Source organism: Streptomyces sp. NBC_00045, assembly GCF_045041095.1.
GTDB lineage: Bacteria > Actinomycetota > Actinomycetes > Streptomycetales > Streptomycetaceae > Streptomyces.
In genome coordinates this window covers 4,740,290-4,765,925 of record NZ_CP108271.1, presented here as the reverse complement: position 1 = coordinate 4,765,925, position 25,636 = coordinate 4,740,290, and the positions used below count along the sequence as shown (strand labels likewise).

The window sequence follows — 25,636 nt, the reverse complement described above, 5'->3', positions numbered from 1 at the left end:
AGCCGCTCGTACACCACCCACCCGGCCCGGACCGAGGCGCCCCACGGGCTCTCGCATAGGGTTGTGCCCATGCGTGGAATTCTCTTGGCCGGTGGCACCGGATCCCGACTCTGGCCGCTGACCCGGGCAGTCTCGAAGCAGCTGCTCCCCGTCTTCGACAAGCCGATGATCTACTATCCGCTCTCCACCCTGGTCATGGCCGGAATCAGCGAGATTCTCGTCATCACCACGCCGGAGGACCGTGCGCAGTTCGAGCGACTGCTCGGCGACGGCTCCCAGTTCGGCATCCGGCTGGAGTACGCGGTCCAGGAGCGCCCCGAGGGCATCGCCCAGGCGTTCGTGCTCGGCGCCGACTTCATCGGTGACGAGTCCGTCGCCCTGATCCTCGGCGACAACATCTTCCACGGCAGCGGCCTCGGCACGCGCCTGGCCGCGCACACCGACTCCAAGGGCGGCCGGGTCTTCGCGTACCCGGTGGCCGACCCGACGGCGTACGGCGTGGTCGAGTTCGACGAGAACGGCCAGGCCATCTCCATCGAGGAGAAGCCGGTCCAGCCCAAGTCCCGCTACGCGGTGCCCGGTCTGTACTTCTACGACAACCGCGTCGTCGAGATCGCCCGCAACCTGGAGCCCAGCGCGCGCGGCGAACTGGAGATCACCGCGGTCAACGACGCGTACCTGCAGGCCGGTGAGTTGAATGTCACCATCCTCGACCGCGGCACCGCCTGGCTCGACACCGGGACGTTCGTCTCCATGGTCCAGGCCTCGGAGTTCGTCCGCGTGATCGAAGAGCGCCAGGGCTTCAAGATCGGCTGCATCGAGGAGGCGGCCTGGCGGGCCGGCCTGATCGACTCCGCGCAGCTGCGCGAACTGGCCCAGCCGCTGCTCAAGAGCGGTTACGGGGATTACCTGATCAGCCTTCTCGACGAGGAGTCCTCCCGGTGAAGTTCCGTCAGCTCTCCATCGAGGGCGCCTACGAGATCACCCCGCAGCTGCACGGCGACCCGCGCGGCCTGTTCACCGAGTGGTACCGCTTCGACAAGCTCTCCGAGGTCGTCGGCCACCCGCTGAACCTGGCCCAGGCGAACCTCTCGGTGTCCTCGCGCGGCGTGGTCCGCGGCATCCACTTCGCCGACGTTCCGCGCGGCCAGGCCAAGTACGTGAGCTGCGTGCGCGGCGCCGTGCTCGACGTCATCGTGGACCTGCGCGTCGGCTCCCCGACCTTCGGCCGCTGGGAGGGCGTCCGGCTGGACGACGTGGACCGCCGTGCGGTCTACATCCCGGAGGGCCTGGGCCACGGGTTCTGCGCGCTGAGCGACGACGCCACGCTTTCGTACCTCTGCTCGGAGACGTACAACCCGACCGGCGAGCACTCGGTTCACCCGCTCGACCCGGACCTGGGCATCGAATGGCCGGCCGACGTCCCGCTGCTGTCCGCCCGCGACGAGGCCGCGCCGTCGCTGGCCGATGCGATCTCCTCGGGCCTCCTGCCGGACTACGCCGTCTGCAAGGAGTTCACCGAGTCGCTGCGCGTGACCGACTGACGCCGACCCACGGGCATACGAAGAGGGCCGCACCCCGCGATCGGGGGTGCGGCCCTCTTCCGCATGGCGTACGACGCGTACCTCGTGTACGTCCCGTACGACGAAGGGCCCCTCCCCCGCCGCCGGAGCGGAAGGGAAGGGGCCCTCCTGTCAAACGTGGTGCCCGCTCGCGCGAGCTACCAGGTCAGAGCACGAATTACTTCGTGATCTTGATGACCTGGCCGGCGCCGACCGTACGACCACCCTCACGGATGGCGAACTTCAGGCCCTCCTCCATGGCGATCGGCTGGATCAGCGCGACCGACATCTCGGTGTTGTCGCCCGGCATGACCATCTCCGTGCCGGCCGGCAGGGTGACGACACCCGTGACGTCCGTGGTACGGAAGTAGAACTGCGGGCGGTAGTTGTTGAAGAAGGGGGTGTGACGGCCACCCTCGTCCTTCGACAGGATGTAGGCCTGGGCCTCGAACTCGGTGTGCGGCGTGACCGAACCGGGCTTGATGATGACCTGGCCGCGCTCGACGTCCTCGCGCTTGATGCCACGGAGGAGCAGACCGACGTTCTCGCCGGCCTGGCCCTCGTCGAGCAGCTTGCGGAACATCTCGATACCGGTGACCGTGGTGGTGGTCTTCTCTTCCTTGATACCGATGATGTCGACGGTCTCGTTGACCTTCAGGACACCACGCTCGATACGGCCGGTGACGACCGTACCGCGACCGGTGATCGTGAAGACGTCCTCGACGGGCATGAGGAACGGCTTGTCGGTGTCACGCGGCGGGGTCGGGATGGCCTCGTCGACGGCAGCCATGAGGCCGAGAAGCTTCTCGCCCCACTCCTTGTCGCCCTCAAGGGCCTTCAGCGCGGAGACGCGGACGACCGGCAGGTCGTCGCCCGGGAACTCGTACTCGGAGAGCAGCTCACGGACCTCGAGCTCGACGAGCTCCAGGATCTCCTCGTCGTCCACCATGTCGGCCTTGTTCAGGGCGACGACGATGTAGGGGACGCCGACCTGGCGGGCCAGGAGCACGTGCTCCTTGGTCTGCGGCATCGGGCCGTCGGTGGCGGCGACCACGAGGATCGCGCCGTCCATCTGCGCGGCACCGGTGATCATGTTCTTGATGTAGTCCGCGTGACCCGGGCAGTCGACGTGGGCGTAGTGACGCGCCTCGGTCTGGTACTCGACGTGCGCGATGGAGATGGTGATACCGCGCTGGCGCTCCTCAGGAGCCTTGTCGATCTGGTCGAAGGCCGAGGCCTCGTTCAGGTCCGGGTACGCGTCGTGCAGCACCTTGGTAATGGCGGCCGTGAGGGTCGTCTTACCGTGGTCAATGTGACCGATGGTGCCGATGTTGACGTGCGGCTTAGTCCGCTCGAACTTCGCCTTCGCCACGGGGGTCCTCCTGGAGAGTGGTTCTGTACGCCTTACAGATCGGCGCCAGGTGATCTTTGCTGGATAGCCGGCCGGTCCCCGGGGCAACGGGAGTGTTCTCCTGTTGCCCCAGAGGCTGCCGGTGACAAGCCTAAAGCGTGTACTCGGAAGAGTTACTCGCCCTTGGCCTTCGCGATGATCTCCTCGGCGACGTTCCGGGGAACCTCGGCGTAGGAGTCGAACTGCATCGAGTAGCTGGCGCGACCCGAGGTCTTGCTGCGGAGGTCGCCGACGTAGCCGAACATCTCCGAAAGCGGCACGAGGCCCTTCACGACGCGAGCGCCGTGACGCTCCTCCATGGCCTGGATCTGGCCACGGCGGGAGTTGATGTCGCCGATCACGTCACCCATGTAGTCCTCGGGCGTGGTGACCTCTACGGCCATCATCGGCTCCATGAGCACGGGGGACGCCTTGCGCGCGGCCTCCTTGAAGGCCTGCGAACCGGCGATCTTGAACGCGAGCTCGGAGGAGTCGACCTCGTGGTAGCCACCGTCGAGAAGCGTGACGCGGACGCCCGTCATCTCGTAGCCGGCCAGGATGCCGAACTGCATGGCCTCCTGCGCACCGGCGTCGACCGAAGGGATGTACTCCTTCGGCACGCGGCCACCGGTGACCTTGTTCACGAACTCGTACGCCGGACCGTCGGCCTCGGTGATGGGCTCGATCGCGATCTGCACCTTGGCGAACTGACCGGTACCACCGGTCTGCTTCTTGTGGGTGTAGTCGTGACGCTCGACGGTACCGCGGATCGTCTCGCGGTACGCGACCTGCGGCTTGCCGACGTTGGCCTCGACCTTGAACTCGCGCTTCATACGGTCGACCAGCACCTCAAGGTGCAGCTCGCCCATACCGCCGAGGATGGTCTGGCCCGTCTCCTCGTCCGAGTGAACGTGGAAGGAGGGGTCCTCCTCCGCCAGGCGCTGGATGGCGACACCCAGCTTCTCCTGGTCACCCTTGGACTTGGGCTCGATGGCGACCTGGATGACCGGAGCCGGGAAGTCCATGGACTCCAGGATCACGGGCTGCTTGTCGTCACACAGCGTCTCACCAGTGGTGGTCTGCTTCAGGCCCATGACGGCGACGATGTCACCGGCGCCCACCGCGGCGATCTCCTCACGCTTGTTCGCGTGCATGCGGTAGATCTTGCCGATGCGCTCCTTCTTGCCCTTGACGGAGTTCAGCACCGAGGTGCCGGCCTCCAGGCGGCCCGAGTAAACCCGGACGAAGGTGAGCTTGCCGAGGTGCGGGTCGCTCATGATCTTGAACGCGAGCGCGGCGAGGGGCTCCTCGTCGGACGGCTTGCGCTTCACGACCACCTCGGCGTCGCGGACGTCGTGGCCCTCGATGGCCTCGATGTCCAGCGGCGACGGCAGGTAGCGGACGACGGCGTCGAGCAGGGGCTGGACGCCCTTGTTCTTGAACGCCGTGCCACAGAACACCGCGGTGATCGTGGGCTCGCCCTTGCCCTTGCCGGAGCCGAGGATGATGCGACGGACGGCGGCGTGCAGCTGCTCCACGGACGGCTCGTCGCCGTTCAGGAAGAGCTCCATGATCTCGTCGTCGTTCTCGGCGACGGTCTCGACCAGCTTGCCGCGCCACTCTTCAGCAGCCTCGGTGTGCGTGGCCGGGATGTCGACGATGTCGTACATCTCGCCCTTGGTCGCCTCGGCGGACCAGACGAACGCCTTCATGGTGACCAGGTCGACAACGCCCTGGAAGTCCATCTCGGCGCCGATGGGGAGCTGCATGACGATCGGGACCGCGCCGAGGCGGTCCTTGATCATGTCGACACAGCGGTGGAACTCGGCGCCGGTGCGGTCGAGCTTGTTGACGAAGCAGATGCGCGGCACGCCGTAGCGGTCCGCCTGACGCCAAACGGTCTCGGACTGCGGCTCGACACCGGCGACACCGTCGAAGACGGTGACGGCACCGTCGAGGACGCGGAGCGAACGCTCCACCTCGACGGTGAAGTCGACGTGACCCGGGGTGTCGATGATGTTGATGGTGTGGTCAACGTCTTCGAGGGGCCAGTGGCAGGTCGTCGCGGCAGACGTGATGGTGATACCACGCTCCTGCTCCTGCTCCATCCAGTCCATCGTGGCGGCGCCGTCGTGGACCTCACCGATCTTGTACGACACACCGGTGTAGAACAGGATGCGCTCGGTGGTGGTCGTCTTGCCCGCGTCGATGTGAGCCATGATGCCGATGTTGCGCACCTTGGCCAGGTCAAGCGAAGTGGTAGCCATGAGGCTTCGGTCTTCTCTCGGTCTCGATGTGGGGTGGGACTACCAGCGGTAGTGCGCGAAGGCCTTGTTGGACTCGGCCATCTTGTGCGTGTCCTCGCGCTTCTTGACGGCAGCGCCAAGACCGTTGGAGGCGTCGAGCAGCTCGTTCATGAGGCGCTCGGTCATGGTCTTCTCACGACGGGCGCGGGAGTAACCCACGAGCCAGCGGAGGGCCAGGGTCGACTGGCGACCCGGCTTGACCTCGACGGGGACCTGGTAGGTCGCGCCACCGACACGGCGGGACTTGACCTCAAGCGACGGCTTGACGTTCTCCAGCGCGCGCTTCAGCGTGATGACCGGGTCGTTGCCGGTCTTCTCGCGGAGGCCTTCCATGGCGCCGTAAACGATGCGCTCGGCGGTGGAGCGCTTGCCGTTCAGGAGGATCTTGTTGATGAGCGACGTCACCAGAGGAGATGCGTAGACCGGGTCGATGATGACCGGGCGCTTCGGGGCGGGGCCCTTACGAGGCATTCTTACTTCTCCTTCTTGGCGCCGTAGCGGCTGCGGGCCTGCTTGCGGTTCTTGACAGCCTGGGTGTCAAGCGCACCGCGGATGATCTTGTAACGAACACCCGGCAGGTCCTTCACACGGCCACCACGCACGAGCACGATCGAGTGCTCCTGCAGGTTGTGTCCCTCACCCGGAATGTAAGCGGTGACCTCGATGCCGGAGGTCAGACGCACACGCGCGACCTTACGGAGCGCCGAGTTCGGCTTCTTCGGGGTGGTCGTGAACACACGCGTGCAGACGCCACGGCGCTGGGGCGAAGCCTCAAGCGCGGGCGTCTTCGTCTTCTCGACCTTGTCCTGCCGGCCCTTACGGACCAGCTGCTGGATCGTAGGCACTACTTCTCCGGTTTCTGTGTGCCGTGTAGTGAAGCTAACCTGGAACTTTGCCGACCCACGCGGTCGGGTGTGTCGGATCCGGCGGGACTCCGCGCAAGCACGGAAACGCATGGATCGCGGTGGCCGATCCGGCTCTCGTGCGGTTGATGGACACGCACGGGAGCCCAGGCACACCCCAGGCACAAGGTCTGAGCGTACCCACCGCATCCCATCCGGTCAAAACAAAGGCCCGGACACGACGGCCGCGACATCGCGGCCGGTCATGTGCCGCTTGGGCGAGGCCCCGGTGTGACCCCTCCGACTCGCGCATGTGGTAAAGGCGTGCTAAGCGCAGCCGGACGGGGTGCCCGCCCCCGCCCACTAAACTGCCCCAGCGATTCACCCGGAACGGCACGAACATCCACGACCACCAGGGAGCGGGACATTGCGGACGGTCACCTCGGAGCCGACGGCGGCGGCGGTCACCCCGGTCCACCCCTCGCCCCGCCCCCGGCAGCCGCGGACCGCCCCCCTGTACGGGCCCCTGCTGGCCTTCCTCGTCACCTCGGCCGCGTTCTGCTCGGCCTGGGTCGCGCGCGGCACCTACCCCTTCGGCAACACCGGCCGGGCCCTCAACGACCAGGCCAACCAGTACGTGCCCTTCCACCGCGCACTGTGGGACCTGGTCCACGGGCAGGCCGCCGGCGACGTCCTGTTCACCTGGCGCGGCGGCTTCGGCCAGCAGTTCCTGTCCGACTACTACACGTACCTCGGCAACCCGTTCTCCTGGCTGGCCGTGCTGGTCCCCCGCGACCACGTCGACCTCGCCGTCTTCGCCATCACCCCGATCACGATGGGCGCCGCCGCCGCCGTCATGACGGTCTACCTCGGCAAGCTCCACCCAGGCCCGTGGTGGCAGCGCGGGGTCCTCGGAGCCTGCTACGGCCTGTGCGGCTGGGCTCTCAGCGACGCCTCGTACATCCCCATGTGGCTGTGGGGCCTGGTCGCGCTCCCGCTCCTCGGCATCGCCGTCGAATGGTGCCTGGAGGAACGCCGCTGGCCGGGGGTGGCGCTGTTCGTCGCGCTCGCCTGGTTCGGGAACTTCTACACCGCGATGATGGCGACGATGGCCGCCTGCGTCCTGCTCGCCATCCGCCTGATCACACGGGACATGACCGGCCGCCAGCGGCTGCGCGCCCTGTGGAGGGCGTCGACCGGCGCCGCGACGGGCATCCTGCTCACCCTCCCGCTCCTGCTGCCGTCGTTCCTGTCCAGCGGCTCCGCCCAGCCCACCCAGGCCGGGGCGTTCGAGCCCGTACGGATCGAGCTCTTCCTCGCCGGGATGCTCCCGGCCACCCATCTGTGGGGCGGCCGGCCGCGGCTGTACGTCGCCTCGCTGGGCCTGATCCTCGCCGGATCGTTCCTCTTCAACGCCGCCATCGGCCGCAGGACCCGTCTCGTGTGGGCGGCGGCGACGCTGCTGGTCGTCGCCTCGTTCCAGTTCCCGCCGACGCAGTACGTGTGGCACGGGCTGGCGGTGCCGAACGGCAATCCCTACCGCGAGGCCTTCGTCTTCAGCGGCATGGTGGTGATCCTGGCCTGGCTGGCCCTGGCCCACCGCCCGCGCCCGCTCCACCTGGCGCTGACGGCAGCCCTGCTGGTGGCGGCCACCTTCGTACTCCGGCGCACCGACGACTTCGGCGGCTGGACCTGGCCCGCGGTGCTCGTCGGCGGGGGCGTCTCACTACTCGCCCTGGTCCTCCTGGCCCTGGGCGACAAGCGCCGGTTCCTGATCCCCGTGGCCGCCGTCCTCATGGTCGGCGTGGTCTTCGCGGAATCCACCGTGGCCGCCGCCAACGCGGACTCCCGCCGCAGCCGCGAACGCTGGGCGAAGCCCGTCGCCACCTCGAACCGCTCGATCGGCGCGCACTTCGACGCCGTCCGGCAGGTGGACGGCTGGCCCACATACCGGACCGACTCCGGCGCGCCGCAGACCTCGTACAACGACGCCCTCGCCCTGCGCGCCGAGGGCCCGCAGTACTACAGCAGCTACCTGCCGGAGGCCACCTACCAGGCCCTGGAGCCCCTCGGCTACGGCTTCAAGAACGACGGCCGGACCTTCTTCGGCGCCGACAACCCGGTGCTCGACGCGATCTTCTCCATCGGCGCCCGCGTCCACCCCGGCCCGGCGAAGGACACCTGGACCGCCACCCGCTTCGCCGCCCCGCCGCTGGTGACGGTCCGCAGCTCCGGCTACACCTCCCCCAACCCGGCCGGCAGCGTCTACGCCCGCCAGGAGAACGTCCTGGGCGCCACCGTCTACCAGGTCCCGCAGGTCACCCGCGGCGGCAGCGCCACGGAGCAGACGTACACCGCCCGCTGCACCCCGGGCTCCGAGGCGTACTGGTTCTCCCCCGAGCTCTACGGCACCCTCGCCCACGGCGGCTCGTCGCGCCCCCTGGAGGACCGGATGACCGGGGTGGCCGAGCTCGGCCCGGTCCCCGCGGACGGCACCGTCTCGGTCACGGTGAACACCCGGACGAAGGACGCAACGGCCGGCGACCACCCCGTCGGCTGCCTGGACCGCGCCGCCCTGGACACCGCGATCGGATCCCTGAAGTCCACCGGCGCCACGAAGGTCACGGCGGGCGGCCACTCCATCGAAGCCACCCTCCCGAAGGGCGCCACGGGCACGGCGGTCTTCGCCATGACCGACGTCCCGGGCTGGCAGTGCACGGCGGGCTCCCGCACGACCGCCCCGACCCCCTTCCACGGCCTGGTCTCCCTCCCCCTCCCCCCGGGCACGGACAAGGTCTCCTGCACCTTCACCCCGAAGGGCCTCGCCCCGGGCCTGTCGGCCGCCGCCCTGGCCCTCCTGGCCCTCACCTCGGTCACGCTCACCACCTTCCGCCGCCGCCGCGCCGCCACGAGGTAATCCCACGGTTCCGGGACCGGCGAAAGCCGTTCTCGGCCAGCACGTGCCCGCTGAGCGGGGCCCGGACGGCGTCCGATCCCGTCCGGGGCCGCCGGTGACGGCATGGCCGCGGGGTTGTTCACCGCGCAGCTGGCGGGCGCGCGCCGGCGGCCGGGCTCCCTGTCCGGACCCGGCCGGATGCTCTGGTGGGGCGGAGCGGCAGCGCTGGTGTCCGCCCTCGCCGCGCTGCTGCCCGCCGTGACGCCGCGGGCCCTGACCAGGCCTGGCCCGGGGTGCCGGGCTGGCTGCCCGTGGCCGTGTGGCTCGCCTCCGGTCTCCTGGTGTTCCACCGGCCCACCGAGACGCTCCTCGCCCGCCACTTGCTACGCCTGCACCGGCCCCTCCCCCACGAGCAGGCGGTCCTCGGACCGCTATGGCACGAGGTCACCACCCGGGCGGGCGTGGACGGCAGCCCGTACGACCCGTGGATCGAGGAGGGCTCCGAGCTCAATGCCTTCGCCACCGCGGGACACCTCGTCGGCGTCACCCGGCACGCACCGCAGCACCTGCGACGCCCAGCTGGCCGCGGTCATCGCCCACGAGCTGGGACACCACATCGGCGGCCGCTCCTGGGCCGGGCTGCTCGGCCAGTGGTACTCCCTGCCCGGTCGGACGCTGCGATGGGCCGCGGTGCGGCTCGGTCTCCTGCTGGGGCGTTCCCAGTCCTCCACCACCGTGGTGGTCCTGACCGTCGCCGCGTGCTGGTTCACGTGGGCCACGCTCGCCGCAACCTGCGGCCCGTCCCTCCTCCTGCTCGACCTGCCCTGGGTGATGGCCGCCGTCGGTCGCCGTGCGGAGCTGCGGGCCGACGCCCACGCAGCGAGCTTCGGATTCGTGCCGTTGCTCGCCGGCCTCCTGGAGCAGGGTCGCCGAGGAGGAGACCCGCCCCCACCAGGCGGACCGGACCTGCGGCGTCCCCGCGGCCGCACGCCTCCTGTCCCGCCACCCCGACCACCGCACCCGGCTGCACCACCTCCGGCCGTACCTGCAGCCCCCGGGAACGCCGCAGGGCGGCCACCCTCTCGGGTGACCGCCCTGCGTTACTGCTCGTGCTCGACTCAGCCGTTGTACGGGCCGTAGTCGTAGTCCTCCAGCGGGACAGCCTGGCCGGAGCCGGTGCCGAAGGGCGAGTAGTCGATGTCGTCGTAGCCGACGGCCGAGTACATCGCGGCCTTGGCCTCCTCGGTGGGCTCGACCCGGATGTTGCGGTAGCGGGCGAGGCCCGTACCGGCCGGGATGAGCTTACCGATGATGACGTTCTCCTTGAGGCCGATGAGGCTGTCGGACTTGGCGTTGATCGCCGCATCCGTCAGGACTCGGGTCGTCTCCTGGAAGGAGGCGGCCGACAGCCAGGATTCCGTCGCCAGCGAGGCCTTGGTGATACCCATCAGCTGCGGACGGCCGGAGGCGGGGTGACCGCCCTCGGTGACCACACGACGGTTCTCGGTCTCGAACTTCGAGCGCTCGACGAGCTCGCCCGGCAGGAGCTCCGCGTCGCCGGACTCGATGATCGTCACGCGGCGGAGCATCTGCCGGATGATGATCTCGATGTGCTTGTCGTGGATCGACACGCCCTGCGAGTTGTAGACCTTCTGGACTTCGCCGACCAGGTGGACCTGGACGGCGCGCTGGCCGAGGATGCGCAGCACGTCGTGCGGGTTGGTGGCACCCGCGGTGAGCTTCTGGCCCACCTCGACGTGGTCGCCCTCGTGCACGATGACCTTGGCGCGCTTCGAGATCGGGAACGCCGTCTCGTCGCTGCCGTCGTCGGGCGTGATGACGATCTTCTTCGTCTTCTCGGTCTCCTCGATCCGCACGCGGCCGGCGGCCTCGGAGATCGGGGCGACACCCTTCGGGGTACGGGCCTCGAAGAGCTCGACGACACGCGGCAGACCCTGCGTGATGTCGTCACCGGCCACACCACCGGTGTGGAAGGTACGCATCGTCAGCTGGGTACCGGGCTCACCGATGGACTGGGCGGCGATGATGCCGACCGCCTCACCGATGTCGACCAGCTTGCCGGTGGCGAGCGAGCGTCCGTAGCAGAAGGCACAGGTGCCGACCGCGGACTCACAGGTCAGGACCGAGCGGGTCTTGACCTCCTCGACGCCGTTGGCGACCAGGGCGTCGATCAGGACGTCACCGAGGTCGACGTTGGCCGGCGCGATGACCTTGCCGTCGATGACGACGTCCTCGGCCAGCATGCGGGCGTAGACCGAGGTCTCGACGTCGTCGGCCTTGCGCAGCACGCCGTCCTCGCCGCGGACGGCGATCTTCAGCTTCAGGCCGCGCTCGGTGCCGCAGTCCTCCTCGCGGATGATCACGTCCTGCGAGACGTCCACCAGACGACGGGTCAGGTAACCCGAGTCGGCGGTACGCAGGGCGGTGTCCGCCAGACCCTTACGGGCACCGTGCGTGGAGATGAAGTACTCCAGAACGGTGAGGCCCTCACGGAAGGACGCCTTGATCGGACGCGGGATGGTCTCGTTCTTCGCGTTCGACACCAGACCACGCATACCGGCGATCTGTCGCATCTGCATCATGTTTCCTCGGGCACCCGAGTCAACCATCATGAAGATGGGGTTCGTCTTGGGGAAGTTCGCGTTCATCGCCTCGGCAACCTCGTTGGTCGCCTTGGTCCAGATCGCGATGAGCTCCTGCGTGCGCTCGTCCTTGGTGATCAGACCGCGCTCGTACTGCTTCTGGACCTTCTCGTCCATCGCCTCGTAGCCCGCGACGATGGCCTTCTTGGCCTCGGGCACGACGACGTCGGAGATGGCCACGGTGACGCCCGAACGGGTCGCCCAGTGGAAGCCGGCCGCCTTCAGGTTGTCGAGCGTCGCCGCCACGATGACCTTGGGGTAGCGCTCCGCCAGGTCGTTGACGATCTCGGAGAGCTGCTTCTTGCCCACCGAGTAGTCGACGAACGGGTAGTCCTCGGGCAGCAGCTCGTTGAAGAGCGCGCGACCCAGGGAGGTCTTCAGACGGAAGCTGTCGCCCGGCTGGAACTCCTGCTCGCCCTCTTCGGCGACCGGCGGCACCCAGCCGCGCGGCGGGATGGTGCCCACCGGGAAGCGGATGTCGACGGACGACTGCAGCGCGAGCTCGCCGGCGTCGAACGCCATGATCGCCTCGGCCGTGGAGCCGAACGCGCGGCCCTCGCCCTTGGTGTCACGGAGCTCACCGTCGGTGGTCAGGAAGAACAGACCGAGGACCATGTCCTGGGTCGGCATCGTGACCGGACGGCCGTCGGCCGGCTTGAGGATGTTGTTCGAGGACAGCATCAGGATGCGGGCCTCGGCCTGCGCCTCCGCGGAGAGCGGCAGGTGCACGGCCATCTGGTCACCGTCGAAGTCCGCGTTGAACGCGGTACAGACGAGCGGGTGGATCTGGATGGCCTTGCCTTCGACCAGCTGGGGCTCGAAGGCCTGGATGCCGAGGCGGTGCAGCGTGGGTGCACGGTTCAGCAGCACCGGGTGCTCGGCGATGACCTCTTCGAGCACGTCGTACACGACCGTGCGGCCGCGCTCGACCATGCGCTTCGCCGACTTGATGTTCTGCGCGTGGTTCAGGTCGACCAGGCGCTTCATCACGAACGGCTTGAAGAGCTCCAGCGCCATGGCCTTGGGCAGACCACACTGGTGCAGCTTCAGCTGCGGACCGACGACGATCACGGAACGCGCGGAGTAGTCCACGCGCTTGCCGAGGAGGTTCTGACGGAATCGACCCTGCTTGCCCTTGAGCATGTCGCTCAGGGACTTCAGCGGACGGTTGCCGGGGCCCGTGACCGGGCGACCACGACGGCCGTTGTCGAAGAGGGCGTCGACCGCCTCCTGGAGCATGCGCTTCTCGTTGTTCACGATGATCTCGGGGGCACCGAGGTCGAGAAGGCGCTTCAGGCGGTTGTTACGGTTGATCACGCGGCGGTACAGGTCGTTCAGGTCGGAGGTCGCGAAGCGGCCACCGTCCAGCTGCACCATCGGACGCAGGTCCGGCGGGATGACCGGGACACAGTCCAGAACCATGCCCTTGGGCTTGTTGCTGGTCTGCAGGAACGCCGAGACGACCTTGAGGCGCTTGAGCGCACGGGTCTTCTTCTGGCCCTTGCCGGTACGGATGATCTCGCGGAGGCGCTCGGCCTCCTCGTCGAGGTCGAAGGACTCCAGGCGCTTCTGCAGCGCCGCGGCGCCCATGCAGCCGTCGAAGTACGTACCGAAGCGGTCGCGCAGCTCGCGGTAGAGCAGCTCGTCGCCCTCAAGGTCCTGGACCTTGAGGTTCTTGAAGCGGGCCCACACCTCGTCGAGGCGGTCGATCTCGCGCTGGGCGCGGTCACGGAGCTGCTTCATCTCGCGCTCGGCACCCTCGCGCACCTTGCGGCGCACGTCGGCCTTCGCACCCTCGGCCTCAAGCTCGGCCAGGTCGGTCTCAAGCTTCTTGGCCCGGCCTTCGAGGTCCGCGTCACGGCGGTTCTCGATCTGCTGGCGCTCGACGGAGACGTGGGCCTCCAGCGACGGGAGGTCGCGGGTGCGGCGCTCGTCGTCCACGAACGTGATCATGTACGCGGCGAAGTAGATGACCTTTTCGAGGTCCTTCGGCGCGAGGTCCAGCAGGTAGCCGAGGCGCGACGGGACGCCCTTGAAGTACCAGATGTGGGTGACAGGGGCGGCAAGCTCGATGTGGCCCATCCGCTCACGACGCACCTTGGCGCGCGTGACCTCGACGCCACAGCGCTCACAGATGATGCCCTTGAAGCGGACACGCTTGTACTTGCCGCAGTAGCACTCCCAGTCCCGGGTCGGACCGAAGATCTTCTCGCAGAAGAGTCCGTCCTTCTCGGGCTTGAGGGTGCGGTAGTTGATGGTCTCCGGCTTCTTGACCTCGCCGTGCGACCAGGTTCGGATGTCGTCCGCGGTGGCAAGGCCGATCCGCAGCTCGTCGAAGAAGTTGACGTCGAGCACTGTGCGTCAATCCCTCTTTCGGGGTCGAGTCTCAATCATGGTCTGAACGGTCCCGGGGATGACGGGGGGCTCTTGAGCGAGCCCCCCGTCAGGCCCGTCAGACCTCTTCGACGCTGCTCGGCTCGCGCCGGGACAGGTCGATACCGAGCTCCTCCGCCGCGCGGAAGACGTCCTCGTCGGTGTCGCGCATCTCGATGGACATGCCGTCCGAGGACAGCACCTCCACGTTGAGGCAGAGCGACTGCATTTCCTTGATGAGCACCTTGAAGGACTCGGGAATGCCCGGCTCGGGGATGTTCTCGCCCTTGACGATGGCCTCGTAGACCTTCACGCGGCCGGTGACGTCGTCGGACTTGATGGTCAGCAGCTCCTGGAGGGCGTAAGCGGCGCCATAAGCCTCAAGCGCCCACACCTCCATCTCACCGAAGCGCTGGCCACCGAACTGCGCCTTACCACCCAGCGGCTGCTGCGTGATCATCGAGTACGGACCGGTCGACCGAGCGTGGAGCTTGTCGTCGACCAGGTGGTGGAGCTTGAGGATGTACATGTACCCGATCGAGATCGGGTCCGGGAACGGCTCGCCGGAGCGGCCGTCGAACAGGCGCGCCTTGCCGGACGGGAGGACCAGGCGGTCACCGTCGCGGTTCGGGATGGTGTGCTCGAACAGGCCGGCGAGCTCGTCCTCGCGGGCGCCGTCGAACACCGGGGTGGCGACGTTGGTGCCGGGCTCGACGCGGTCGGCGCCGATGACCTTCAGGCGCTCGGCCCAGTCCTCCGCGAGGCCGGAGACGTCCCAGCCGCGGCTGGCGAGCCAGCCGAGGTGGATCTCCAGGACCTGTCCCGGGTTCATTCGGGACGGGACACCCAGCGGGTTCAGGATGATGTCGACCGGCGTGCCGTCCTCAAGGAAGGGCATGTCCTCGATCGGAAGGATCTTGGAGATGACACCCTTGTTGCCGTGGCGGCCGGCGAGCTTGTCACCGTCGGTGATCTTGCGCTTCTGGGCGACGTAGACGCGGACCAGCTGGTTCACGCCCGGGGGAAGCTCGTCGCCCTCCTCGCGGTCGAAGACGCGGACACCGATGACCTTGCCGATCTCACCGTGAGGCACCTTGAGCGAGGTGTCACGCACCTCGCGGGCCTTCTCACCGAAGATCGCGCGGAGCAGGCGCTCCTCGGGGGTCAGCTCGGTCTCGCCCTTGGGCGTGACCTTGCCGACCAGGATGTCGCCGGCGACGACGTCCGCACCGATGCGGATGATGCCGCGCTCGTCGAGGTCGGCGAGGACCTCCTCGGAGACGTTCGGGATGTCCCGGGTGATCTCCTCGGGGCCCAGCTTGGTGTCACGGGCGTCGACCTCGTGCTCCTCGATGTGGATCGAGGAGAGGACGTCGTCCTGTACGAGGCGCTGCGACAGGATGATCGCGTCCTCGTAGTTGTGGCCTTCCCACGGCATGAACGCGACGAGCAGGTTCTTGCCGAGGGCCATTTCGCCCTCTTCGGTGGCCGGGCCGTCGGCGAGGACCTGGGCCTCGACGATCCGGTCGCCCTCGTTGACGATGACCTTCTGGTTGACCGAGGTGCCCTGGTTCGAGCGGGAGAACTTGGCGACGCGGTACGTGGTGTACGTGCCGTCGTCGTTGGCGACGGTGATGTAGTCGGCCGAGACCTCCTGGACGACACCGTCCTTCTCCGCCTTGATCGAGTCACCGGCGTCGACCGCACAGCGGTACTCCATGCCGGTGCCGACGAGCGGGGCCTCCGCCTTGATCAGCGGAACGGCCTGGCGCATCATGTTCGCGCCCATGAGGGCGCGGTTGGCGTCGTCGTGCTCCAGGAAGGGGATCATCGCGGTCGCGACGGACACCATCTGGCGCGGGGAGACGTCCATGTAGTCGACGTCGCCGCCGGCGATGTAGTCGATCTCGCCGCCACGACGGCGGACCAGGACGCGGTTCTCGGTGAAGCGCATCTCGTCGTTCAGGCCGGCGTTGGCCTGGGCGATGACGAAGCGGTCTTCCTCGTCGGCGGTCAGGTAGTCGACCTCGTCGGTGACGACACCCTCGACGACCTTGCGGTACGGGGTCTCGACGAAACCGAACGCGTTGACGCGGCCGTAGGACGCGAGCGAGCCGATCAGACCGATGTTCGGACCTTCGGGGGTCTCGATCGGGCACATGCGGCCGTAGTGCGACGGGTGCACGTCACGGACCTCGAAGCCGGCCCGCTCACGGGACAGACCACCGGGACCCAGAGCCGAGAGACGACGCTTGTGCGTCAGACCCGACAGCGGGTTGTTCTGGTCCATGAACTGCGACAGCTGGCTGGTGCCGAAGAACTCCTTGATGGAGGCGACGACCGGCCGGATGTTGATCAGGGTCTGCGGCGTGATCGCCTCGACGTCCTGCGTGGTCATGCGCTCGCGGACGACGCGCTCCATACGAGCCAGACCCGTGCGGACCTGGTTCTGGATGAGCTCGCCGACGTTGCGCAGACGACGGTTGCCGAAGTGGTCGATGTCGTCGGTCTCGACGACGATCGAACGGCCCGACTCACCGGTGGTCTCGGTCTCGCCCGCGTGGAGCTTCACGAGGTACTTGATGGTCGCGATGATGTCGTCGGTGGTGAGCACACCGGCGTCGAGCGGCTCGTCGGCGCCGAGCTTCTTGTTCACCTTGTAGCGGCCGACCTTCGCGAGGTCGTAGCGCTTCGGGTTGAAGTAGAGGTTCTCCAGCAGCGTCTGAGCGGCCTCGCGGGTCGGCGGCTCGCCGGGGCGCAGCTTGCGGTAGATGTCGAGCAGCGCGTCGTCCTGGCCCTGGGTGTGGTCCTTCTCCAGGGTGGCGCGCATGGACTCGTACTCGCCGAACTCCTCAAGGATCTGCTCGGTGGTCCAGCCGAGAGCCTTCAGGAGGACGGTGACGGACTGCTTGCGCTTGCGGTCGATGCGGACACCGACCATGTCGCGCTTGTCGATCTCCATCTCCAGCCAGGCACCCCGGGACGGGATGATCTTGGCCGCGAAGATGTCCTTGTCGGACGTCTTGTCGATGGAGGAGTCGAAGTAGACACCGGGGGAACGGACGAGCTGCGACACCACGACACGCTCGGTGCCGTTGATGACGAAGGTGCCCTTGTTGGTCATGAGCGGGAAATCGCCCATGAAGACCGTCTGAGACTTGATCTCTCCGGTCTCGTTGTTCGTGAACTCGGCCGTGACGAAAAGCGGCGCCGCGTACGTGAAGTCGCGGTCCTTGCACTCGTCGACGGAGTTCTTCGCCGGCTCGAAACGGTGGTCGCGGAAGGTCAGCGACATCGACCCGGAGAAGTCCTCGATCGGCGAGATCTCCTCGAAGATCTCTTCCAGACCGGACTTGGTGGGGACGTCCTGTCCACTCTCAAGCGCCGACTCGACGCGAGACTTCCAGGCTGCATTGCCGAGCAGCCAGTCAAAGCTCTCGGTCTGCAGCGCCAGGAGGTTCGGAACCTCGAGGGGCTCCTTGATCTTTGCAAAGGAGATGCGCAGCGGGGCGGTGCTGGCACCGGTGTTCGTATTGGTCGAGGCGTTGCGCGAGGCGGCCAAGAGGGGGTCCTTCCGAGGGCTCGGACTCACTACGCGCGTACCGGTCCCAGCTGACACAGAAGACGGTCCCCCTGATTTGGCCGAAAAGACCTGGTCAGGGCGTATCTATCAAGTGTGCTTAAGCGTGGGCATGCCCCTGGCGACGGGCAGGGGGCAGCTAACAGGCAGCGCAAAGGGTCAGTGTAGCCACTTGGCTCACTGATGTCCAGACCAGGTTTCCGGAAACCGGCAACAGGCCTTCCCCATGTCGTTTAAACCAACCCTGCGACCCTGCGTCCAACACGCGTCTCTCGTGGCTCTCGCACACAGAGCGCGTATCAGTACTGCCCTCTTCGTAGTCGATCCATACCTCGGATCCACGATCGAGCCGATCGATCCCACAACGGGACTGAGAATTGCGCGCCGCGTGCCGTTCGTCAAGGCCCCCTGCTCCGTGCGGATCAGCTTCGGACCCGGCCGCGGGGCAACGATGATCACCCTACTCCCCAACGAGACCAGGGCAAGTCAGGCACTGCGGGTACGCCAAAGGGCGACCACCCTTACGGGTGATCGCCCTCGGTTGGGGCCTCAGGAGGCCCCAGAGGTGTTACTTGACCTCGACGGAGGCACCGGCGCCCTTGAGGGACTCGGCGGCCTTCTCAGCGGCCTCCTTGTTGACCTTCTCCAGGACGGGCTTCGGGGCGCCGTCCACGAGGTCCTTGGCCTCCTTGAGGCCCAGGGAGGTCAGCTCACGCACGACCTTGATGACCTGGATCTTCTTGTCACCGGCGCCGGTGAGGATGACGTCGAACTCGTCCTTCTCCTCCTCGGCCTCGGCGGCGGGGCCGACACCGGCGGGGCCGGCAACGGCGACGGCCGCGGCGGCGGTGACGTCGAACTTCTCCTCGAAGGCCTTAACGAACTCGGAGAGCTCGATGAGGGTCATCTCCTCGAACTGGGCGAGGAGGTCGTCCTGAGAGAGCTTCGCCATGATGGGCGATCCTTCCACTAATTCGGCAGGTGCCGGATGTGTATAGAGGCGGGCGTAACGGCCCGCTACGACCCACGCACTAGGCGGCGTGGATCAATGCGCGAGCCGAATTACTCGGCACCGCCCTGCTCGGCGAGCTTGACGCGAAGCGCTTCCGCGGTGCGGACGAACTTCGACGGCAGCGCCTGGAAGAGCGAGGCAGCCTGGGACTGCTTGCCCTTGAACGCGCCGGCCAGCTTGCTGAGCAGAACCTCGCGGGACTCAAGGTCCGCAAGCTTCTTGATCTCATCGGCGGTGAGCGCCTTACCATCAAGGACACCCGCCTTGATGATGAGGTTCGGGTTGTCCTTGGCGAAGTCACGCAGGGCCTTCGCCGACTCCACCGGGTCACCGGTGATGAAGGCGACCGCAGTCGGACCAGCGAAGTGCTCGTCCAGCGCGGTGATCCCGGCCTGGTTGGCCGCAATCTTGGTCAGCGTGTTCTTCACCACGGCGTACTGGGCGTTCTCACCAAGGGAGCGACGCAGCGTCTTGAGCTGCGCGACGGTGAGACCCCGGTACTCGGTCAGCACGGCGGCGTTCGAGCTCTGGAACGCGTCCTTGAGCTCGGCTACCGATGCAGCCTTGTTGGGCGTCGGCATGGTGCGTTCGCCTCCTTCCGGGTGATGAGGACCGCTCAGAAGGGGCTGACATACGAAACGCCCCGGCGCAGGCGCCAGGGCGTAGCTCAACCGGAATGAAATCCCGGGAACTTTCCACAGTCACCTGCGCAGGACGTCCGCAATTGGCGGATCCTTCGGCCACCACACCCTCACGGGCGCGGCAACGACCAGCGGTCTTTGGCTTCTGGAGGAGACTACGCGACGCGGCACCGCTCAGGCAAATCGGTCAGCAGCCGGCCGCCCTCCCGGTACGGAACGACGACCTCCGCCACCCGACGGCGCCCCTCCCCGTACGAGAAAACGGGCCCCTCGCCGCCCTGTGAGGGGGCGAGGGGCCCGTTCAGCCACTCAAGTGAGCCGTTGGCTCAGCGTGGGGCTCAGACAGCGGCCGGGTCTTCCTCGACGAGGAGGTTCCGGGTGCGGTTCGAGTCCAGCTGGATGCCGGGGCCCATCGTGGTGCTCAGGGCGGCCTTCTTGACGTAGCGGCCCTTGGCGGCGGACGGCTTCAGACGAAGGATCTCGTCCAGGGCCGCGCCGTAGTTCTCGACCAGCTGCTCATCGGAGAAGGAGACCTTGCCGATGATGAAGTGCAGGTTCGAGTGCTTGTCGACACGGAACTCGATCTTGCCACCCTTGATCTCGGTGACAGCCTTGGCAACGTCCATGGTGACGGTGCCGGTCTTCGGGTTCGGCATCAGACCACGCGGACCGAGCACGCGGCCGAGGCGGCCGACCTTGCCCATGAGGTCCGGGGTGGCGACAACCGCGTCGAACTCGTTCAGGCGGTTGCCCTTGGCGATCTCGCTGATCAGCTCGTCGTCGCCGACGATGTCGGCGCCAGCGGCTTCCGCGGCCGCAGCACGGTCACCGGTCGCGAAGACCAGGACCCGGGCGGTCTTACCGGTGCCGTGCGGGAGGTTCACGGTGCCACGGACCATCTGGTCGGCCTTGCGCGGGTCGACACCCAGGCGGAAGGCGACCTCGACGGTGGCGTCGAACTTGGTCGTGGAGGTCTCCTTGGCGAGACGCACGGCTTCGAGCGGGGCGTACAGCTTCTCCCGGTCGACCTTGGCGTCCGCAGCGCGGAGAGTCTTGCTGCGCTTCACTTCTGCTCCTGTTTTTTGGCTTCAGGCATGGAGTCGTGGTGCGGACCAGCGCTTGGTCCTACCACTGGGTGGTGCTGGGGGGTGGCTGGATCAGCCCTCGACCGTGACGCCCATCGAGCGCGCGGTGCCGGCGATGATCTTCATCGCGGCGTCGACGTCGTTGGCGTTGAGGTCGGGCATCTTCAGCTCGGCGATCTCGCGGACCTGGGCGCCGGTGAGCTTGGCGACCTTGGTCTTGTGGGGCTCGCCGGAGCCCTTCTCGATGCCCGCGGCCTTCAGGATGAGGCGCGCGGCCGGCGGAGTCTTGGTGATGAAGGTGAAGGTGCGGTCCTCGTAGACCGTGATCTCCACCGGCACGACCATGCCACGCTGCGACTCGGTCGCGGCGTTGTAGGCCTTGCAGAACTCCATGATGTTGACGCCGTGCTGACCGAGCGCGGGGCCGACCGGCGGAGCCGGGTTGGCCGCACCGGCCTTGATCTGGAGCTTGATAAGCCCCGTGATCTTCTTCTTCTTGGGAGGCATTGCTCTCTCCGGGTCCTAGTGAGAGTTTTTCGCCGCCAATCCGGTCATCCGGATGGAGGCATACCGCACCACGATAACGGGTATCGGAGCGGGGCTAAAAACCGAGCAGGTCAGACCGCCCTTCAGGGGGCGATCTGACCTGTCCGGAAGCGTTGGCTCAGAAGATCGTCAGTTCTTCTGGATCTGGTCGAAGCTGAGCTCGACCGGGGTCTCGCGACCGAAGATCTCGACCAGGCCCTTGACCTTCTTCGAGTCGGGGTTGATCTCGTTGATGGTCGCCTGCAGCGTCGCGAACGGGCCGTCGGTGACGGTGACCGAGTCGCCGACCTCGAAGTCCAGGACCTCGATGGTGCGCTTGACGGCGGGCGCGGGCAGACCGGCCTCTTCCGCGGCCTGCTTGGCGGCCTTCTCCTGCGCCTCGGGGGCGAGCATCTTGACGATCTCGTCCAGCGTCAGCGGGTACGGGTCGTACGCGTTGCCGACGAAGCCGGTGACACCGGGGGTGTTGCGGACGACGCCCCAGGACTCGTTCGTCAGATCCATGCGGACGAGAACGTAACCGGGCAGCTTGTTCTGCCGGACGTTCTTGCGCTCGCCGTTCTTGATCTGGACGATCTCTTCCTCGGGCACCTCGGCCTGGTAGATGAACTCCTCGACGTTCAGCGAGACGGCGCGCTGCTCCAGGTTGGCCTTCACGCGCTTCTCGTAGCCCGCGTAGGTGTGGATCACGTACCACTCGCCGGGCAGGAGGCGCAGCTCGTCGCGCAGGGCCTGGATGGGGTCGACCGGCTCGGCGGGCTCTGCGTCGGCGGCCTCCTCGACCTCCTCCGCGTCCTCGGCGGCCTCGGCCTCGTCCTCGACGTCGTCGGCCTCGGCCGCGACGGCGTCCTCGTCCGCGTCTTCGTCGTCCGCGACCTCGTCAGCCTCGTCCTCGACGTGCAGCGCGGCCTGCTCGGCGGCGACACCCGCCTCGGCGTCGGCGAGCTCGGCCTCGTCGGGGTCCACAGCGTCTGCCGCCTCGACGATGTCGAGCGCGTCCTCGACGGACTCGACGGAGTCGGGGCTCGCGTTCAGGTTCGGGTCAGACACGGTGGCTGCTTCTTCCTGGATACAAAAGGTGGTCGAACATGCGAAAACGGGCGGCACCCATCAAGGCGCCGCCCCCCGCGGGGATCAGCCGAAGACGAACTTGATGGCTTCCTGGAACCCATAGTCAATCACGGTCACCAGACCGATCATGATGACGACGAAGACAATCACCACGGTGGTGTACGTCGTGAGCTGGTTGCGCGTCGGCCAGACGACCTTGCGGAGCTCCGCGATGATCTGGCGGTAGAACAGCGCGAGTCGGCCCAGAGGACCCTTCTTGCCGCGCTTGCCGCCCTTGCGGGCCTTCTTCTCGCGGGTGTCGTCCTCGGCGTCAGGCATGTCGATGGAGCCCAGGGCGTCCGTCACGTCTCTCACCTGAATCCGGGTCGTGGCCGTAGCCGCGCCCGGTTGCGCCGCACGGCGTTGCATCGAAGTACGTACCTGCGCACACGTCCGAGACGGAGTGTGGAGCAGGGCCGGAGGGACTCGAACCCCCAACCGCTGGTTTTGGAGACCAGTGCTCTACCAATTGAGCTACGACCCTTTGTTGCGTCCCCCAACCTACCGCATCCAGACGGGTGCACGGAGTGCTCGCGCTCTGGAGTGATCGGCGGGGTCCAACGACAGGTGAGTGTACGTGGTCCGGGCCCTGACGTCGAACAGAGCGCATTTTGGGCTGCTCCGTCCGATGACTGAAACGGTGTGCGGCGCCTCCGGAGCGTCTGGGACGATTGGCCGCATGACCTCTGCAACGCCTTCCTCCGAGCGCCGGGTGTCCGCCCGTATCGGCGCCATTTCCGAGTCCGCCACGCTCGCCGTGGACGCCAAGGCCAAGGCCCTCAAGGCCGCCGGGCGCCCGGTGATCGGCTTCGGCGCGGGCGAGCCCGACTTCCCGACCCCGGACTACATCGTCGAGGCCGCGGTCGAGGCCTGCCGCAACCCGAAGTACCACCGCTACACGCCGGCCGGGGGTCTGCCCGAGCTGAAGACCGCGATCGCCGCGAAGACGCTGCGCGACTCGGGCTACGAGGTCGACGCATCGCAGGTCCTGGTGACCAACGGCGGCAAGCAGGCGATCTACGAGGCGTTCGCCGCCGTCCTCGACCCGGGTGACGAGGTCATCGTCCCGGCTCCGTACTGGACCACCTACCCCGAGTCGATCCGCCTCGCGGGCGGAGTCCCGGTCGAGGTCGTCGCCGACGAGACCACCGGCTACCGCGTGTCCGTCGAGCAGCTCGAAGCCGCCCGCACCGAGCGCACCAAGGTCGTCCTGTTCGTCTCCCCGTCGAACCCGACCGGCGCCGTGTACTCCGAGGCCGACGCGAAGGCGATCGGCGAGTGGGCCGCCGAGCACGGCCTGTGGGTCCTGACGGACGAGATCTACGAGCACCTCGTCTACGGCGACGCGAAGTTCACCTCGCTGCCGGTCCTGGTCCCGGCGCTGCGCGACAAGTGCATCGTCGTCAACGGCGTCGCCAAGACGTACGCGATGACGGGCTGGCGCGTGGGCTGGGTCATCGCCCCGCAGGACGTCATCAAGGCGGCGACCAACCTGCAGTCGCACGCCACGTCCAACGTCTCCAACGTGGCCCAGGTCGCGGCGCTGGCCGCCGTCTCGGGCAACCTGGACGCGGTCGCGGAGATGCGCAAGGCCTTCGACCGCCGTCGCCAGACCATGGTCAAGATGCTGAACGAGATCGACGGCGTGTTCTGCCCGACGCCCGAGGGCGCGTTCTACGCGTACCCGTCGGTCAAGGAGCTCCTCGGCAAGGAGATCCGCGGCAAGCGCCCGCAGACCTCCGTCGAGCTGGCCGCGCTGATCCTGGACGAGGCCGAGGTCGCCGTCGTCCCGGGCGAGGCCTTCGGCACCCCCGGCTACCTGCGCCTGTCGTACGCCCTGGGCGACGCGGACCTGGCCGAGGGCGTGTCCCGCATCCAGAAGCTGCTGGCGGAGGCCAAGGCCTAGGCCTCGGCCTAGGCCGAGCCCTCCGGCGGTCGAGCGGAGCGGATACGGAGCGGCGCCACCCCGTCGGGTGGCGCCGCTCCGGCGTTCCCGGGCCCGGGGAGGGGCCCCGAGGAGCTGCCCCGCCGGCGTTCGGGGCGCGGGTACGGGCGGCGCCCGTCAGCCCCGCACCGCGGGTCCCGCACCCCGCTCACGCGTACGAGCAAGACCCCGATCGGTAAAAGACCCTCCCGCCGGGCGCTGCGGTTTGGCAGGATCACCAGATGGAGCACGCACGCGATCTCACGCTTCTGCCGAAGGCCCACCTGCACCTGCACTTCACCGGCTCGATGCGCCCGTCGACCCTGCTGGAGCTGGCCGACAAGTACGGCGTCCGCCTGCCGGACGCCCTGACCGCCGGGGAGCCACCCAAGCTCCGCGCCACCGACGAGCGCGGCTGGTTCCGTTTCCAGCGCCTGTACGACGCCGCCCGGTCCTGCCTGCGCGAGCCCGACGACATCCGGCGCCTCGTCCGCGAGGCCGCCGAGGAGGACGTACGGGACGGCAGCGGCTGGCTGGAGATCCAGGTGGATCCCACCTCCTACGCCCCGCTGCTCGGCGGCATGATCCCCGCCGTCGAGATCATCCTGGACGCCGTCGACGCGGCATCGCGCGAGACCGGCCTCGGCATGCGCGTGCTGATCGCCGCCAACCGGATGAAGCACCCGCTCGACGCCCGCACCCTCGCCCGCCTGGCCGTCCGCTACGCCGACCGCGGCATCGTCGGCTTCGGGCTCTCCAACGACGAGCGCCGCGGCATGGCCCGCGACTTCGACCGGGCCTTCGCCATCGCCCGTGAGGGCGGCCTGCTCGCGGCCCCGCACGGCGGCGAGCTCACCGGGCCCGCCTCGGTCCGGGACTGCCTGGACGATCTGCACGCCTCGCGCATCGGCCACGGCGTGCGGGCCGCCGAGGACCCGCGGCTGCTACAGCGCCTCGCGGACCGGCAGATCACCTGCGAGGTCTGCCCGGCGTCGAACGTCGCCCTCGGGGTCTACGAGCGGCCCGAGGACGTCCCGCTGCGCACGCTCTTCGAGGCCGGGGTGCCGATGGCGCTGGGCGCGGACGACCCGCTGCTGTTCGGGTCACGGCTGGCGGCGCAGTACGAGATCGCCCGCCGCCACCACGCGTTCACGGACGCGGAGCTCGCCGAGCTGGCCCGGCAGTCGGTGCGGGGTTCGGCGGCGCCGGCGGACGTACAGGACAAGCTGCTGGCCGGGATCGACCACTGGCTGGCCTCGTAGCCGGCCGTCCGGCGGTCAGCGGGTGAGCCGCAGGTCGCCTTCCCAGCAGTCGGCCCGGACCCGGTCGCCGTCGGGGAAGCCGATCTCCAGCTGGGTGCGCCCGGTCTCCGGGACCGCGAACTCGGCCACGGTCGCCACCGTGTGCCCGAGGTGGCGCAGGAAGGGGTGGTCGCCGAGGTCCTCGCCGACCTCGATCCGGCCCCACTCCCCCATGTCGTACGGCGCGTGGGGCTGCGCGGACTCGACGATCAGGCACCAGTCGGACCCGGTGCTGATCCTGGTGGACTCGCCCTCGCTGTCGATCAGCCAGACGTCGAGCGGCGCCTCGGAGCGCTCGCCCTCGTAGACGTGCCAGGACGCGACGATCCGGCTGATCGTGCGTCCCACCAGGCGGGTGGGGTCCGTACCGGCCCCGTGCAGTGGACAGAGCATGGCGGCCGGGGC

At 68.0% G+C, this 25,636-nt stretch carries 19 protein-coding genes and 1 tRNA gene; 6 read left to right on the top strand and 14 right to left on the bottom strand.

Features of this window, described 5'->3' with window-relative positions:
• The first annotated feature begins 69 nt into the window (after positions 1 to 69).
• Both rfbA and rfbC read left to right on the top strand, forming a co-directional pair.
• Entirely contained in the window at positions 70 to 945 is an 876-nt protein-coding gene (gene rfbA / locus OHA65_RS22410; protein WP_327284918.1) for a glucose-1-phosphate thymidylyltransferase RfbA, read from the top strand.
• Positions 942 to 1,544: a dTDP-4-dehydrorhamnose 3,5-epimerase gene (gene rfbC / locus OHA65_RS22405; RefSeq protein ID WP_327284917.1), complete on the top strand. Its 603-nt coding sequence runs from the start codon at positions 942 to 944 to the stop codon at positions 1,542 to 1,544. The genes rfbA and rfbC overlap by 4 nt, the downstream gene beginning before the upstream one ends.
• 196 nt (positions 1,545 to 1,740) lie before the next feature.
• Here rfbC and tuf read toward each other — a convergent pair whose 3' ends face one another.
• The 4 genes from tuf to rpsL all read right to left on the bottom strand — a co-directional run bounded on the left by tuf (position 1,741) and on the right by rpsL (position 6,103).
• Positions 1,741 to 2,934: an elongation factor Tu gene (tuf, locus tag OHA65_RS22400; protein ID WP_327284916.1), complete on the bottom strand. Its 1,194-nt coding sequence runs from the start codon at positions 2,932 to 2,934 to the stop codon at positions 1,741 to 1,743.
• A 152-nt stretch (positions 2,935 to 3,086) separates the two neighbouring features.
• Complete coding sequence (fusA, locus tag OHA65_RS22395; RefSeq protein ID WP_327284915.1) at positions 3,087 to 5,219, bottom strand: elongation factor G; 2,133 nt, start codon at positions 5,217 to 5,219, stop codon at positions 3,087 to 3,089.
• A 39-nt stretch (positions 5,220 to 5,258) separates the two neighbouring features.
• Entirely contained in the window at positions 5,259 to 5,729 is a 471-nt protein-coding gene (rpsG, locus tag OHA65_RS22390; protein ID WP_007265894.1) for a 30S ribosomal protein S7, read from the bottom strand.
• Between the two features lie 2 nt (positions 5,730 to 5,731).
• A complete protein-coding gene (gene rpsL / locus OHA65_RS22385) occupies positions 5,732 to 6,103 on the bottom strand; it encodes a 30S ribosomal protein S12 (protein WP_007265893.1) in 372 nt (123 codons plus the stop codon).
• A 424-nt stretch (positions 6,104 to 6,527) separates the two neighbouring features.
• Between rpsL and OHA65_RS22380 the strand changes: the two genes are divergently transcribed.
• Together OHA65_RS22380 and OHA65_RS22375 are read left to right on the top strand one after the other, a co-directional pair.
• Positions 6,528 to 9,017, top strand: a complete 2,490-nt coding sequence (locus OHA65_RS22380) for a YfhO family protein (protein ID WP_329314312.1) — start codon at positions 6,528 to 6,530, stop codon at positions 9,015 to 9,017.
• 489 nt (positions 9,018 to 9,506) lie between these two features.
• On the top strand, positions 9,507 to 10,136 hold the full coding sequence (locus tag OHA65_RS22375; RefSeq protein WP_405762336.1) for a hypothetical protein: 630 nt from the start codon (positions 9,507 to 9,509) through the stop codon (positions 10,134 to 10,136).
• Here the strand turns inward: OHA65_RS22375 and OHA65_RS22370 are convergent.
• From OHA65_RS22370 to OHA65_RS22330, 9 genes are all read right to left on the bottom strand, one after another.
• The gene (locus OHA65_RS22370) at positions 10,115 to 14,014 is read right to left on the bottom strand and encodes a DNA-directed RNA polymerase subunit beta' (protein WP_327284907.1); all 3,900 of its coding nucleotides are present in this window, start codon (positions 14,012 to 14,014) and stop codon (positions 10,115 to 10,117) included. The genes OHA65_RS22375 and OHA65_RS22370 overlap by 22 nt on opposite strands.
• A 97-nt stretch (positions 14,015 to 14,111) precedes the next feature.
• Complete coding sequence (gene rpoB / locus OHA65_RS22365; protein WP_327284906.1) at positions 14,112 to 17,594, bottom strand: DNA-directed RNA polymerase subunit beta; 3,483 nt, start codon at positions 17,592 to 17,594, stop codon at positions 14,112 to 14,114.
• A gap of 586 nt (positions 17,595 to 18,180) precedes the next feature.
• Positions 18,181 to 18,564 (bottom strand): 50S ribosomal protein L7/L12, encoded by a 384-nt coding sequence (gene rplL / locus OHA65_RS22360; protein WP_327284905.1) that lies wholly within the window; start codon positions 18,562 to 18,564, stop codon positions 18,181 to 18,183.
• Between the two features lie 110 nt (positions 18,565 to 18,674).
• Positions 18,675 to 19,205 carry a 50S ribosomal protein L10 gene (gene rplJ, locus OHA65_RS22355; RefSeq protein ID WP_327284904.1) on the bottom strand — a complete coding sequence of 177 codons (531 nt, stop codon included), beginning with the start codon at positions 19,203 to 19,205 and terminating at the stop codon, positions 18,675 to 18,677.
• A 398-nt stretch (positions 19,206 to 19,603) separates the two neighbouring features.
• Entirely contained in the window at positions 19,604 to 20,332 is a 729-nt protein-coding gene (gene rplA / locus OHA65_RS22350) for a 50S ribosomal protein L1 (protein ID WP_327284903.1), read from the bottom strand.
• A gap of 90 nt (positions 20,333 to 20,422) precedes the next feature.
• Positions 20,423 to 20,857: a 50S ribosomal protein L11 gene (gene rplK / locus OHA65_RS22345; protein ID WP_327284902.1), complete on the bottom strand. Its 435-nt coding sequence runs from the start codon at positions 20,855 to 20,857 to the stop codon at positions 20,423 to 20,425.
• A 168-nt stretch (positions 20,858 to 21,025) separates the two neighbouring features.
• Positions 21,026 to 21,946, bottom strand: a complete 921-nt coding sequence (nusG, locus tag OHA65_RS22340) for a transcription termination/antitermination protein NusG (RefSeq protein WP_405762335.1) — start codon at positions 21,944 to 21,946, stop codon at positions 21,026 to 21,028.
• 84 nt (positions 21,947 to 22,030) lie between these two features.
• Entirely contained in the window at positions 22,031 to 22,312 is a 282-nt protein-coding gene (secE, locus tag OHA65_RS22335; protein WP_030154653.1) for a preprotein translocase subunit SecE, read from the bottom strand.
• Between the two features lie 105 nt (positions 22,313 to 22,417).
• Positions 22,418 to 22,490 (bottom strand) — tRNA-Trp (locus OHA65_RS22330).
• 195 nt (positions 22,491 to 22,685) lie between these two features.
• Here OHA65_RS22330 and OHA65_RS22325 point away from each other — a divergent pair.
• Positions 22,686 to 23,912, top strand: coding sequence for a pyridoxal phosphate-dependent aminotransferase (locus tag OHA65_RS22325; RefSeq protein ID WP_327284900.1), 1,227 nt, complete (start codon positions 22,686 to 22,688; stop codon positions 23,910 to 23,912).
• A gap of 260 nt (positions 23,913 to 24,172) precedes the next feature.
• Complete coding sequence (locus OHA65_RS22320; RefSeq protein WP_327284899.1) at positions 24,173 to 25,192, top strand: adenosine deaminase; 1,020 nt, start codon at positions 24,173 to 24,175, stop codon at positions 25,190 to 25,192.
• 15 nt (positions 25,193 to 25,207) lie between these two features.
• Here the strand turns inward: OHA65_RS22320 and OHA65_RS22315 are convergent, their stop codons facing one another.
• Positions 25,208 to 25,624, bottom strand: coding sequence for a hypothetical protein (locus OHA65_RS22315; protein ID WP_327284898.1), 417 nt, complete (start codon positions 25,622 to 25,624; stop codon positions 25,208 to 25,210).
• Positions 25,625 to 25,636 lie beyond the last annotated feature (12 nt).